Source organism: Negativicoccus succinicivorans (assembly GCF_014207605.1).
Classification (GTDB): domain Bacteria; phylum Bacillota; class Negativicutes; order Veillonellales; family Negativicoccaceae; genus Negativicoccus; species Negativicoccus succinicivorans.
Window position 1 is genome coordinate 259085 of record NZ_JACHHI010000003.1, and the last position, 12643, is coordinate 271727.

A 12643-nucleotide genomic window follows, 5' to 3' on the forward strand; every position below is an offset into this window, starting at 1 on the left:
AGCTCTCTGTTATTTCCCTTTCACATAATACCAGCAGGAAGGTAGACTGTCAATAAATATCGAACAATTTACAAAAGAAATATAAAATCGTTCGCAATTCGGTAAGCGGTTTGTATTTTTCGGATAAAACGGGACGTGCTTGCGGAAATAAAAAACCGGCTTGCGCCGGTTTTAAAATTTAAAATATATGCAAGAGTAACGGAACGAGAAAAGGCGCGATGAGAGCGGTGATGACGCCCATGAAGATCATCGCCACCGACGCCATGACGCCGGCCTTTTCATTCTCTTCGTACGCGCGCGCCGTACCCGTGCCGTGCGCCGTGAACCCGAAGAGCAACCCTTTCAGTAAGGGATTATGAATATTTAAAAACCGAATGATGGCGACTGTCATTAACATGCCGATCACGCCTGTCAAAATAACGAACACCGCGGTGATCGTTTCATTGCCGCCGAGCATCACCGAGACGTTCATCGCCAGCGGCGTCGTGATCGAACGCGGCGCGAGACTCAGCACGTAGCTCTCATCCACGCCGAAGAGATGCACGATACCCATCGTCGTCGTGATCGCGGTGGCGGCCGCGACGATGCCGACAATCGAAAGCTCCGGCAGATATTTTCGGATCAAGTTCTGTTGCCGGTAAAGCGGTACGGCGAAGGCCACCGTCGCCGGTCCCAACAGCCACTGCAATACCGAACCGCCGCCGCGGTATTCTTCATACGGCACGCCCGCAAAAAGCAGCAACGCGACAATCGCGATCGGACATAAGACGAGCGGCATGAACCAAAGCGAACCCGTGCGCAGGTACAACGCTTTGATCAGGTAGTACGCCGCGAGCGTCCCGCAGAGGGAAAGTAGAATCGCTATCATAACCGTTTCCATCCTTTCCGTCGCGCGCGCATTACCAGCACCGTGCACAGCGAAATGATCCACAGCACGATCAAGATGCTGATCGCCACCGCGCCGATCAGTTTTGAACCGAGTACGCCGAATAAATTGGTGTACTGCATGATGCCGACTGCCGGCGGAATAAAGAACAGCAGCAGATCGCGAATTAAAAGATCCGCGCCGTCTTCCACCCATTCCAGCCGCACGATTTTGTATTGGAGCGCGAGAAACAGCAGCGCCATGCCCAAGAGCGCGCCGGGCACCGGCAGGCCGATGGCGCGTACCGCTTGTTCACTCAAATAAAAAATGCCGCTCAAAAGGACGATTTGCCAAGCGGCCCTAAACCACCACATAAAATTCTCCCAAAATAATAAATATATAGTAAAATAAAAGCAATACGACGGCGCAAGGCCTGTCGGATCTATAAAAAACAGTAGACTTATTCTACTCTCTTCATCGGTAAAAGTAAAGGGGAAGCTCATGGAGCTGTTACATTTACAATACTTCAGCGAAGTCGCGCACTGGAAATCCTTCACGCGCGCCTCGCAAAGTCTGCACATCAGCCAGCCGTCGATTTCCAAAGCCATCCGCGCGTTGGAAGAACGTTGGGGCGTGCAACTTTTTCATCGCCAGGGCAAGACGATCGCGCTGACCGATGCGGGCGAAGTCATCTTGCCGAAGGTGGAGGAGTTTCTCGATCAATACTATCGGCTGGAAGCGGACATCGTTTCACCGGAGTTGCGTCGTCAGGGGAAAATCGTCCTCGGCGTCGCGCCGATGGTCGGCACCATTTACCTGCCGGAGCTGCTGCGTGATTTTGCAGCCGCGTATCCTTATCTCGCCATCGAGCTCGTAGAACGTCCGACGGCGGTCGTGGAAGAGCTGTTGGAAAACGGCGCGGTGCATTGCGGCTTTTGCATTGTACCGACGATCAACGGTGATCACGAGACGCTGCTTTTGCCGCGCGAAGAAGTGCACGCGTTTTTGCACAAAGACCATCCGCTCGCGTCGAAAGAAGCGCTTACCATTGAGGATCTCGCTACGACCAAACTCATTACGTTTACGAACGAAACCACCTTGTACCGCAGTATCATCCGCAATTTCCAGGCGCGTGAAATGCGTCCGCAAATCGCCATTCAGGCCTATGAATGGAGTTTGCTCGCGGCCTTCGCCGATGCGAATGTCGGCGTTACCTTATTGCCCGAACCGCTCGGGCGATTCGTGCCGCAACTGTATCCGAATCTCGTGGATCGACCGCTCGTCGACACCGACCTTGCCTGGCGCGCCGCGCTCGTTTGGCAGGATAAACGTTACGCCGGCACCGTCGTCGAACTCTTCGTCGAATTCTTCCGTATGCATCAGGGACTCGACACCGCCGCTTCCGCCGCGCACAAAAAATAATTCGCGCGGCAAAGATCATTGCGAAGTCATGACCGTATCGCGGTGAAGAACCGGCATTGCGATTTGAAAAAACGAAAAGGCACGGCAAACAGCCGTGCCTTTATTGTATTAATATATAAAGAAATATCAAGAACACAAGCAAGAAAAAGCACTCCCTATTACGGGGAGTGTTTTTCATATGCGCACGCCTTCGTGACGCAATAAAAATAATTTCGTTTGTACGCCTTCCACATCGTGGTAGCCGCCGGGGCCGTTTTGCGCGACGACGCGGTGACAGGGAATGAAAAGCGGCAGGGGATTGCGACCGCAGGCGTTGGCGACGGCGCGGGCGGCGCCGGGACGACCGAGCGCTTGCGCGACGCGACCGTAGGTGACGGTTTCGCCGTAAGGAATTTCCTGCAGCAAACGCCAGACCGAGCGATCAAATTCCGTGCCGGCGAGATCAAAGGGCACGATGAAATGTTGCCGCGTGCCGGCGAGGTATTCGTCGATTTGCAAGAGCGCGGTATCGAGCCAATTGGTGGCCTGTTCGATACCGAAACCGCAACCGGCAATACTAAATTGTTCGGCGGGAGCTTCCCAATGCGCGCGCGCGGCGAGCGCCGCGGCCGGTGTAAAAGCGATCAAACCGTTTTCGGAGGCGCTGAGCGTGGCACGTCCCTGACCGTACGACCAGGTATACCGCGCGAGCGGCGTCGGTGTGGGCATAAAAAACTCCTTACGAAGGATAAAAACTTACCGGAGCATATCAGCATCGTGTTGGCGTATGCTCAGAGTGTTAAAATAATGCGTCTTGCGACCAGCCGGCTTCGCCTAAAAAAGCGTGCGGGCCGAGGCCGAGTTCTCGGAACATGGCGAACGCGTCGGTGTGCCCTATTTCTTGCAACGCGTGACGGACGATTTCACCGCAGATCAAGGCGTCTTCATCGGCGCGGTGATGATGAAATGTCAGGCCGAGGAAATCGCCAACGCGATTTAACGCGTACGCCGGCAAATCGGGCCACACGCGCCGCGCGAGCGTGACGGTGTCGCCGTATTGAAAGGAAGGCAGCGTCAGTCCGTAGTAGGAAAGTGACGCGCGCAAAACTTCCGTGTCAAATTTCGCATTGTGCGCGACGCAGAAGGTGCCGTCAAAATACGGCGCAAAGTCCTCCCAAATGGCAGGTAACGTCGGCAGGTCTGCGACGTCGGCGGGACGAATCTGATGGATGCGGATATTGTCATCGTCAAATTTCATTTCCGGCGGCGGAAATAAATGCGCGACGGTTTCCTGCGCGCCGTCTTCGGTGAAACGTACGACGGCGAGCGAGCAGGCGCTGGCGGGCGACTGCGTCGCCGTTTCAAAATCAAAAGCGATAAATTCCATAACGACTCCTTTGTAATGAGGTCATTATACCATGACGCGGGCGCAGGTGACACGCTCTTGGAGCTGTGCTAAAATGGTAAATAGAAAAAAATCGATAATAAAAGAGAGAGTACGAACAGGAGTGAATCATCATTAATTTTCAACCGTTTGCCATCGAAGATAAACCGATTTTAGATCGCTTTTTCAGTGAACATCATTACGAACAATCGGAATGCGCGTTCGGTACGCTTTTCATTTGGCAGGATGCGTTTCGCCTCGCGTGGGCGGTCGAAGACGATATTCTGTTTATTCGCGCGGGTCGGTACGGTCACGAGTTTTTATTGCCGCCGTTCGCGGGCGAAAATAATTCCTTTGTGGCGGGACTGCGCAAGGCCGAAGATTGGTTCGCGGAGCAACATTTACCGTTCCTTTTGAAAGGCGTTTCACCGTGGGTCGTGGAGCGGATGAAGGAGCTGTGCCCGAGCTGCTATCGCTATGAACGCGACCGCGATAATTTTGAATACATTTATAAGACAAGCGATTTAATTAACCTGCCGGGCAAGTCGTTGCGGCAAAAGAAAAATCACGTGAACGCGTTTCGGCGGGATTATGTGGGTTACGAGTATGTGGATCTCGGACCGGAGCATAAAGAAGAATGTTTGGCGGTGGCCGATGAATGGCTCGATGAACACCAGACGACGGAAGATATGGCGGCGGAACGGGTCGGCATCGAACGGGTGTTTGACAACTGGGACGCGCTCGGCGTGAAGGGCGGCGCGATTCGGATTTACGGCAAGATCATCGCGTTTTCGATCGGCGAGTATATCCACCCGAAGTTGGCGGTAGTTCACTTTGAAAAAGCGAATCCGAATGTGCGCGGCAGTTTCCAAATCATCAATCAGGAATTTGTCAGCCACGCCTGGGCGGATACCGAATTTATCAACCGTGAGGAAGATATGGGCATCGATGGTATGCGGCAGGCGAAAGAAAGCTACCATCCGGATCATTTCGCGGAAACATATGACGTATATTTGGCCGACGGCGTTTGCGGCAAGCCGTTGGCGCGGGAGCTCAGTGAATGATACGTACGGCGCAAGAGCGTGACCGCGCGGCGGTAGAGGCGCTCTGGGATTACCACTTTGAAAAACGCGACGAACCGTTTTTTCCATTTTATTTTCAAGAATGTTACCGTCCCGAGGAAACGCTTTTATATACCACGGAGACAGGGCTTGCGGCGGCGTTACATTTGCGGCGTTATACGCTTTCGATCCGCGGCGCGTCCGTGCCGGTGACGTATATCGTGGGACTGGCGACGCATCCGGCGGCGCGCGGGCGCGGCTATGCCGGTGCGCTTTTACAGGCGGCGCTGGCGGAAGGTAACCGTCTCGGACGCTACGCCAATATTTTGATGCCGTCGGCGGCGGGTTTTTATATCCCGCGCGGCTGGTCGCTGTATTGCCACCAGTGGCGGCGGCGGAGCGCGTTTGAGTCGCGCGCGCAGGCGTACGCGCTGCCGGCGGGCGATATTCATTACGAATGGTTGGCGCGGGAAAGTTCCGTGCAACCGCTTGTTGATTTATATCGGGCGGCGATGGCGGGCGTTTCCGGCTACGCCGAACGGGACGCGGAAACATTTGCACGACTGGTGCGCGGCCAGCTGGCGGAAGGATACGCGGTGGTCGCGTATGAAGGAGCGCAACCGCTCGGCTATGTATTTTTCTCGCGCCAGGACGAAACGCTGTTGGTCGGAGAATGGATTTCGCCGACCGCGGCGGGCGATCGCGCGTTATATCAATTCATTCGTCAACAGGCGGGCGAGTTCAAAGACTGGGTGCGCTTCGCCCCGCTGGATGACGCTTCCTATCTGACGTGGCCGGACGGCGCGGAACATATTTACACGCAAAATGAAACGTTTCCGTTCATGATGATTCGCATCGCGGATGTGGCCAAGTTTTGGTCGCAAATTCCGGCGGCGACTGCCGGCGCGCTGAATGTCGCGGTAACACTGCCCGAAGGCGCGACGGAAACATATTGCGTGACGGCGGTAAACGGCATCAGTCGCGTCGAACCGACGCAAGACGCGGCGGATGTGACGACGGATATCGGCACGCTCGGCGTCATGCTCATCGGACGGCTGACGGCCGGCGCCTTGGCGCGCGCGGGACGTCTGACGGGGGATGCGGAAGCGATCGCGTTGCTGGATCGATTGTATCCGGCGCAGCGCGTATATATTAATGAGTGGTATTGAGCGGCTGACAGTATGCCGTAGACGGTCCCTTATCGCCGCGGCATTTTAGGCGAACGACAAGGACGAGGAGGGCGCAATGCGGGAAATTTATTTGGCAGGAGGATGTTTCTGGGGACTGGAAGAAGTGTTTTCACGCTTGCCCGGAGTGATCGCGACGGAAGTCGGCTACGCCAACAGCAAGCAGGCGGCGCCGAGCTATGAAGATGTGTGCACGGATGAAACCGGCGCGGCCGAAACGGTCAAGGTAACGTATGATCCGCAAAAGATCGCGTTGACGGACATTCTCGGCGTGTTCTTCACCGTCATTGATCCGTACAGTAAAAATCGTCAGGGCAATGACATCGGCAGTCAATATCGGACCGGCGTGTACTATACCGATCCCGCCGATGAGCCGATGCTGGAGCAATATTTTAACCGTTTGCAGCAGCTCGACCAAGAGGGCGCGATGACGATTCATGAAGAACCTGCTGTTCTCGGCGGTAAAAAAATACAGACGGAATTATTGCCGTTGGAAAATTTTTACACCGCGGAAGAGGAGCATCAAAACTATTTAAAGAAACACCCGCAGGGCTATTGCCATATTAATCTGGCGGCGCTCGAACGCGCCGGCGTGATTACTGCGGCCGAAACGAAGGAGTGACGTAGAGTTGAGCAATATGACCTATGCGCTGGCGGTTCATTTCGCCACCAAAGGCGAAGGATGCAAGGCGTTTTTAAAAACGGCGGAAGACGCGGCGAAAATGTATCAGGCGAGCATCATTCTGCAGCCGAACGGCGATGTGACGCTGGCGGGTATCGCCGCCGATGAAGTCGCGCCACTGTTGATCGCGACGGGCATGTCGCCGTACGCGGAATGGCCGCGAGATGTCGTCACCTGCGATATCGAGACGCCGTTGCCGCTGCGCGCGGTCGGCATGGAAGACGGCTGGGAAATATTTCTCGGCGATAATGTCTTTGTCGGTTTCGTGAGCATGCCTGATGATGCCGTGCGGATTTTGGAACGCGCGGGCGCTTTCTACACGAATCAGGAAAAATTTGAAACGCTGCCGCATTTTGTGGAACGCATCGGGCTGGACGCGTTTCGTCGTGAAGTGCTCGGCGTCGAACCGCTGACGGACGCTTCGGCCTTGCCGCCGGAATACACGTCGGGGGGCGATTTTTACAATCTCGCGTATGATCCCGCACCACCGACCGACTGGGATGAACGCCCGGCGGCGCGGACGCTGCATCATGGCGATTTCGTGCGCCCGGATGACAATTTGATGCAAATTCTGACGGTGTATCCGGAAATGGGACCGCTGTTTATGGAATACGGCATGCATTGCATCGGTTGCGTCATTTCCTACGACGAAAGTTTGTGGGAAGCGTGCCAGGTGCACGGCCTCGATATTTTTGAAATCATGGGCGAAATGAATGAATACCTGGCCGATAAACTCGGTAAGGAACTGATCACGGGAGAGACGCCGCTGCAGGAATTATTCACCATGTATCCGCAGACGGTGAGCGTACTGCAGGAATACGGCATTTCGTTGCCCGATGAAATGTCCACGACCTTGGGCGCGCTCGCGGCGGAGCGCTCCGTCAGCGAAGCCGATCTTTTGGCGCAAATTCATCGTAAATTGCGCAAGGAGGTCTGATGGAAACCAATCGAGCAGCGCTTATTTACGCGCAGGCGGCCGCGAGTGACGGACGTTTTCTGCGCTTGCACGAGGCGGCGCGACGCGTTTTCGGACAGGAAGCGGATCGGCGGTACGCGGAGGTCGTTTTGCAATACGGCAAACCGCAGACGCCGGACTACCGTTTGGAAGATCTGTTACCCGCCGATACGGACGATCTGACGCCATTGGCGACAGTGGTGCGCACGGCGCTCACGCGCGAGGCGGCATATATCGCGGCGCTCTATGATTTCGAGGTGGCGCCGGCATCGGAACTGACCGCCGGTATTTGGACGCGCGACGGCCAGCGGCAAGGCATGGAAGCGCGACGTTCGGCGCTGTCGGTGGATACGGCGTTGCAAGCGGCGCAGACGTTGACGCAAAGTCTGTGGGGGATCCCGACGTGGCCGCAGGAAGTCAACGTATTGGCGGCCAGTGACGAGCTTTTTGCCTGGGAAATGCCGTTGCCGTTTTTGCAGGATATTTGGCGGGACATCGAACTTGCGCAGGAAGAATGGTTGACGCTTTGGGCGCTGTGGTTGCGCGCGTACGTACACGCGCTCACGCCCGCGTGCCATTTCGTCGCGGACGAGACGACGTCACCGCAACGCTTCATCATCACGAAAGTAAAATAAGACAATAAAAAACACTCCGTACGGAGTGTTTTTTTGTGCTTAAAATTCGTACACTACATTGCCCAACACATGACCGATCGGTACGGGTCCGATGTAGCGGCTGTCGCTGGAGTGGTTGCGGTTGTCGCCCATGACGAACACCGTGCCCTCGGGAACGATAAACTCACCGTCTAAGTTAAATTTCATCGGTTCGTTGATGTACGGTTCGTTCAGCGCGCGGCCGTTTCGGTAAACATGCCCGTCGCGGAAACCGAGACGATCCCCCGGATGACCGATAACGCGTTTAACCCAAATGTAGTTCGCCGCGTACGAGGAATCCACAAGTGACATGTAGTTGTACGCAGGCTCCGCGAAATCATCGCCCCAATCGCGCGGCCGTTGCGTGCGGCTGTCGATGATGACGATTTGTCCGTAGTCGGGCAGCTCCCGCAGCACGTGGCTGATTTTGGAAACCAATAAATACTGACCGTTATGCAGCGTCGGCACCATCGATTCGCCGGCGACGCGGGTCGGCACAAAAATAAAAATGTGAATCAGCATGGCCAGCGCCAATGCCACAATGATTGAATAAACCCAATCCCATACTTCTTTCCAAAAATGATTCATAAGTCCTCCTCGCAGTTCATTCATTTATTTATTGTAGCAACTGCCTTTGGAACTGGCAAGAATAAAAGCGCGAACACGGAAATTTATCAGGTTACACTAATCATTCATAAAATGCAAATAGTATACAACATATATTCATTTCGTATATACGGTATTTTTAAAGATTTTTTGTGATAGTATAGAAAACGTAATGTTTTTAGTAAAAGAAAGAGGAGAATAAATGGAGCTGTTTCGCAAAAAGTCGTTGGGAATGTTTCAGCATAATTTAGCGCAGAGTTCGTTGAAAAAAGGTTTGAACGCGATCGACATCACCTTGCTCGGTTTAGGTATCATTATCGGCACGGGCATCTTCGTGCTGACGGGCGTGGTCGCGGCGGACTATGCCGGTCCGGGCATCATGCTTTCCTTTATTTTGGCGGGGATCACCTGCGCGTTCGTCGCACTCGCGTATTCGGAACTGGCAGCGGCTTTGCCGGTGGCGGGCTCGGGCTACACGTACACGTACAGCACGCTCGGTGAAATCGTCGCGTGGCTCGTCGGCTGGGGACTGATTTTGGAATATTCCGTCGGTTCGGCGACAGTCGCGGTCGGTTGGAGCGCGTACCTGACCGGCTTGTTGAAATCGACCGGTTTCCATTTGCCGCAGGCGCTGACGGCGGGACCGATGGAAGGCGGGCTGATCAATTTGCCGGCGATGCTCATTGTCGGTATTATCACCTTGCTTTTGATTCGAGGCACGAAAGAATCCGCGCGCGTCAATAAAATTCTCGTCTTCATCAAAGTCGCGGCGATTTTTATTTTCCTTTTCCTCGCGGCGCCGAGTGTGGAACCTGTCAACTGGGTGCCTGTATTGCCCTTTGGCTGGCACGGCGTCTCGGCCGGTACGGCGGTTATTTTCTTCTCGTATATCGGCTTTGATTGCATCGCTACCGCGGCGGAGGAAACGAATAATCCGAATCGCGACATGCCGATCGGCATCATCGCGTCGCTTTTGATCTGCACCTTGCTTTACATCGCGGTCAGCGCCGTCTTGACCGGCGTCGTTCCTTACAGTGATTTGAATAATGCGGAACCGGTCGCCTACGTCTTGCGCCATCTCGGCTACTCGTTCGGCTCGGCGCTGGTCGGTACCGGCGCGCTTTGCGGCCTTTCGACCGTTATTTTAGTCTTTCTCTTTGCGCAAAGCCGTGTTTTCTTTGCCATGAGCCGTGACGGACTGTTGCCGAAATCGTTCTCCAAAGTAAACGCCAAAACCGGCACGCCGGTGGAAGTCACGTTGATCGTCGGCACGCTCGTCGCCATCATGGCGGGTCTTACCCCGATTCATGTCATCGCGGAAATGACGAGCGCGGGCACGCTCTTCGCGTTCCTTTGCTCGTTGCTCGGCGTCATGATCTTGCGGAAACGGCATCCGGAGTTGCCGCGCCCGTTCCGCTGTCCGGCGCTTTACCCGATGGCCACATTGGGGATCGTCTTTTGCGGCTACATTTTCAGCAATCTTTCCGTGCATACGTTCATGATGTTCGGCGGCTGGCTTTTTGTCGGACTGTTGATTTATTTATTCTACGGCCATAAGCACAGCGTGCTCTCCGTCGGCAGTGACGCTCATCGGCGCTACCGCGCGCAGGTGGAAGATTCCGAAACATTTGGCGCCGGCACGACCGCCGCGTCCGAATCGTAAACTCGCTTTCCCGTACATACGAAAAGCCCCTCGCGCAGAGGGGCTTTTTCATATGGCGCATGATGAAAAAAGAAAATGCGGAGGTAAATGGTTCTTTTAGCATATCGAAACGCTTGAATATTAAAAACGGGCGTGCTATAATCAAACTATCTCATATAGATAAAATTCGAAATGCAGACAAGTATGCAGAAAGGATGGTATTGATGAAAGCAAAGTTGCAAAAGAAATACGATCTTTATATTGGCGGTGAATGGGTCGCGGCGGGTGATCAAGAACTGATTGCCGTACATAGCCCGATTGACGGCAAAGAACTGGCGAAAATCGCGGAAGCCACCGAAGCCGATGTAGAGAAAGCGGTTGTGGCGGCGCAGGAAGCATTTGAAAACTGGAAAAAAACCACGCCGCAGGAACGTCAGCAGGTACTGACGGCGATTGCGGATCTGATCGATGCCAATAAAGAGCATTTGGCGACGGTGGAAACGCTTGACAACGGCAAACCGATCCGTGAAACGATGGCGGCCGATGTCCCGTTCGCGGCGGATCACTTCCGTTACTTCGGCGGTCTTCTGCGCGGTCGGGAAGGTTCGGCGACAATGCTTGACGAAAACACGCTCAGCCTCATCCTTCGCGAACCGATCGGCGTCGTCGGTCAGATTATTCCGTGGAACTTCCCGTTCCTGATGGCGGCGTGGAAATTGGCGCCGGCATTGGCGGCGGGCTGCACGGTCGTATTAAAACCGTCGAGCCACACCTCGCTTTCCATCTTGGAATTGGCGCGCTTAATTGATGAAGCGGGCATTTTGCCGAAAGGCGTTCTGAACATCATCACCGGCAGCGGCTCCAAAGCGGGCGAATACATGCTGCAAAATAAAGGCTTCAGTAAATTGGCGTTCACCGGCTCGACCGCTGTCGGCCAGGGCGTATACGAAGCGGCCTGCTCACACATGATTCCGGCCACTTTGGAACTCGGCGGCAAATCGGCCAACATTTTCTTTGAGGATATGGACTGGGACGTTGCCATGGACGGCGCGCAACTCGGTATCCTCTTCAACCAGGGTCAGGTCTGCTGCGCGGGCTCGCGTATTTTCGTTCAGGAATCGATCTACGATGAATTCGTGGAACGTCTGGCGAAACTCTTCAAGAACGTCAAAGTCGGCAACCCGCTTGACGCGGACACCCAGATGGGCGCTTTGATCTATGAAGATCAACTCAAGAAAGTACTCAAATATGTGGAAATCGGTAAAGAAGAAGGAGCTCGTCTTGTGACCGGCGGCAAACGCATTACCAAAGACGGTCTCGACAAAGGTTTCTTCATCGAACCGACGATCTTTGCCGATGTGACCAACGACATGAAGATCGCGCAGGAAGAAATCTTCGGACCGGTCGTTGCTATACAGAAATTTAAAGATGAAGAAGAAGTCATTCGCTTGGCCAACGACAGCATTTACGGCCTCGGCGGCGGCGTCTTCACCACCAATATCAACAAAGCCATCCGTGTAGCGCGCGGTATTGAAACCGGCCGCATGTGGGTCAACACCTACAACCAGATTCCGGCAGGCGCACCGTTCGGCGGTTACAAGCAGTCCGGTATCGGTCGTGAAACCCATGCCATGATCTTGGATCACTACACCCAGGTGAAGAGCATCCTGATCAACCTCAACGAAGAACCGAGCGGCATGTACCAAACGAAATAATTCGTGCGCATACCCGCGCAGTAAAAGGAGCGCCACGGCGCTCCTTTTTTGTTGCTTGGCAACAACTTGCAAACGGTTACGATTACGCATATAAGGATATATAAATAAAGAAGCATACGAACGTGACATTACGTCGTAAAAAATGGAAAAAACAATTGGCAAGTTCATTTTCTTATGCTACAATAAATCTCGCTTGCGTACTACCAACCCGATGTAGACGCTCTGTCAACGAGCGGCTAAAAAATGATCAAGAACGAAAATAAATTCTTGACAGTCGGTGCCGGGACATGATAGTATAAATGAAGTCGCACGAAGCGACACGGTTCTTTGAAAACTGAACAATGCAATGAATTAACGCCAATGTGCGGGTCTGAATATTCAGACCCGAGTCAATTACAAAAGTCCTTGGCAACAAGGCAAACAAATGAGCAATCAAACTATCATGGAGAGTTTGATCCTGGCTCAGGACGAACGCTGGCGGCGTGCCTAACA

General features: G+C 54.0%; 13 protein-coding genes. 8 read left to right on the forward strand and 5 right to left on the reverse strand.

All coding sequences use genetic code 11. From position 1 onward, the window contains the following. Nucleotides 1–178: 178 nt before the first annotated feature. A complete protein-coding gene (locus tag HNR45_RS04600; protein WP_159822876.1) occupies nt 179–868 on the reverse strand; it encodes an LrgB family protein in 690 nt (229 codons plus the stop codon). Beyond that, nucleotides 865–1239: a CidA/LrgA family protein gene (locus HNR45_RS04605; protein ID WP_024048049.1), complete on the reverse strand. Its 375-nt coding sequence runs from the start codon at nt 1237–1239 to the stop codon at nt 865–867. The genes HNR45_RS04600 and HNR45_RS04605 overlap by 4 nt, the downstream gene beginning before the upstream one ends. Before the next feature lie 127 nt (nt 1240–1366). Here HNR45_RS04605 and HNR45_RS04610 point away from each other — a divergent pair, with 127 nt between their 5' ends. Further along, nucleotides 1367–2287, forward strand: a complete 921-nt coding sequence (locus HNR45_RS04610; protein ID WP_159822878.1) for a LysR family transcriptional regulator — start codon at nt 1367–1369, stop codon at nt 2285–2287. Between the two features lie 174 nt (nt 2288–2461). Here the strand turns inward: HNR45_RS04610 and HNR45_RS04615 are convergent, their stop codons facing one another. Beyond that, complete coding sequence (locus HNR45_RS04615; RefSeq protein ID WP_159822880.1) at nt 2462–2995, reverse strand: methylated-DNA--[protein]-cysteine S-methyltransferase; 534 nt, start codon at nt 2993–2995, stop codon at nt 2462–2464. 70 nt (nt 2996–3065) lie between these two features. Then, nucleotides 3066–3653, reverse strand: a complete 588-nt coding sequence (locus HNR45_RS04620; protein WP_159822882.1) for a 3'-5' exonuclease — start codon at nt 3651–3653, stop codon at nt 3066–3068. A gap of 167 nt (nt 3654–3820) precedes the next feature. Between HNR45_RS04620 and HNR45_RS04625 the strand changes: the two genes are divergently transcribed. The 5 genes from HNR45_RS04625 to HNR45_RS04645 all read left to right on the forward strand — a co-directional run bounded on the left by HNR45_RS04625 (nt 3821) and on the right by HNR45_RS04645 (nt 8170). Beyond that, entirely contained in the window at nt 3821–4714 is an 894-nt protein-coding gene (locus HNR45_RS04625; RefSeq protein ID WP_306769714.1) for a DUF2156 domain-containing protein, read from the forward strand. Continuing rightward, nucleotides 4711–5880 (forward strand): GNAT family N-acetyltransferase, encoded by a 1170-nt coding sequence (locus HNR45_RS04630; protein ID WP_159822884.1) that lies wholly within the window; start codon nt 4711–4713, stop codon nt 5878–5880. The genes HNR45_RS04625 and HNR45_RS04630 overlap by 4 nt, the downstream gene beginning before the upstream one ends. 76 nt (nt 5881–5956) lie before the next feature. Continuing rightward, a complete protein-coding gene (gene msrA, locus HNR45_RS04635) occupies nt 5957–6520 on the forward strand; it encodes a peptide-methionine (S)-S-oxide reductase MsrA (protein WP_159822886.1) in 564 nt (187 codons plus the stop codon). A 16-nt stretch (nt 6521–6536) separates the two neighbouring features. Next, nucleotides 6537–7517: a DUF1858 domain-containing protein gene (locus HNR45_RS04640; protein ID WP_235020619.1), complete on the forward strand. Its 981-nt coding sequence runs from the start codon at nt 6537–6539 to the stop codon at nt 7515–7517. After that, nucleotides 7517–8170, forward strand: coding sequence for a hypothetical protein (locus tag HNR45_RS04645; protein ID WP_159822890.1), 654 nt, complete (start codon nt 7517–7519; stop codon nt 8168–8170). The genes HNR45_RS04640 and HNR45_RS04645 overlap by 1 nt, the downstream gene beginning before the upstream one ends. Before the next feature lie 39 nt (nt 8171–8209). On the opposite strand, the gene lepB is transcribed toward HNR45_RS04645, so the two are convergent. Continuing rightward, nucleotides 8210–8776 carry a signal peptidase I gene (gene lepB, locus HNR45_RS04650; RefSeq protein WP_034437211.1) on the reverse strand — a complete coding sequence of 189 codons (567 nt, stop codon included), beginning with the start codon at nt 8774–8776 and terminating at the stop codon, nt 8210–8212. A gap of 220 nt (nt 8777–8996) precedes the next feature. Here lepB and HNR45_RS04655 point away from each other — a divergent pair, with 220 nt between their 5' ends. Together HNR45_RS04655 and HNR45_RS04660 are read left to right on the forward strand one after the other, a co-directional pair. After that, nucleotides 8997–10457, forward strand: a complete 1461-nt coding sequence (locus tag HNR45_RS04655; protein WP_159822892.1) for an amino acid permease — start codon at nt 8997–8999, stop codon at nt 10455–10457. A gap of 203 nt (nt 10458–10660) precedes the next feature. Next, entirely contained in the window at nt 10661–12151 is a 1491-nt protein-coding gene (locus HNR45_RS04660; protein ID WP_159822894.1) for an aldehyde dehydrogenase family protein, read from the forward strand. The last annotated feature ends 492 nt before the right edge of the window (nt 12152–12643 follow it).

Bases quoted from the DNA above. Each gene is read 5' to 3' on its own strand.
- HNR45_RS04645 (WP_159822890.1), top strand. From the start codon at position 7,517: ATGGAAACCAATCGAGCAGCGCTTATTTACGCGCAGGCGGCCGCGAGT.
- HNR45_RS04610 (WP_159822878.1), top strand. From the start codon at position 1,367: ATGGAGCTGTTACATTTACAATACTTCAGCGAAGTCGCGCACTGGAAA.
- HNR45_RS04660 (WP_159822894.1), top strand. From the start codon at position 10,661: ATGAAAGCAAAGTTGCAAAAGAAATACGATCTTTATATTGGCGGTGAA.
- HNR45_RS04615 (WP_159822880.1), bottom strand. From the start codon at position 2,995: ATGCCCACACCGACGCCGCTCGCGCGGTATACCTGGTCGTACGGTCAG.
- lepB (WP_034437211.1), bottom strand. From the start codon at position 8,776: ATGAATCATTTTTGGAAAGAAGTATGGGATTGGGTTTATTCAATCATT.
- HNR45_RS04630 (WP_159822884.1), top strand. From the start codon at position 4,711: ATGATACGTACGGCGCAAGAGCGTGACCGCGCGGCGGTAGAGGCGCTC.
- msrA (WP_159822886.1), top strand. From the start codon at position 5,957: ATGCGGGAAATTTATTTGGCAGGAGGATGTTTCTGGGGACTGGAAGAA.
- HNR45_RS04655 (WP_159822892.1), top strand. From the start codon at position 8,997: ATGGAGCTGTTTCGCAAAAAGTCGTTGGGAATGTTTCAGCATAATTTA.
- HNR45_RS04620 (WP_159822882.1), bottom strand. From the start codon at position 3,653: ATGGAATTTATCGCTTTTGATTTTGAAACGGCGACGCAGTCGCCCGCC.
- HNR45_RS04600 (WP_159822876.1), bottom strand. From the start codon at position 868: ATGATAGCGATTCTACTTTCCCTCTGCGGGACGCTCGCGGCGTACTAC.
- HNR45_RS04640 (WP_235020619.1), top strand. From the start codon at position 6,537: ATGACCTATGCGCTGGCGGTTCATTTCGCCACCAAAGGCGAAGGATGC.
- HNR45_RS04605 (WP_024048049.1), bottom strand. From the start codon at position 1,239: ATGTGGTGGTTTAGGGCCGCTTGGCAAATCGTCCTTTTGAGCGGCATT.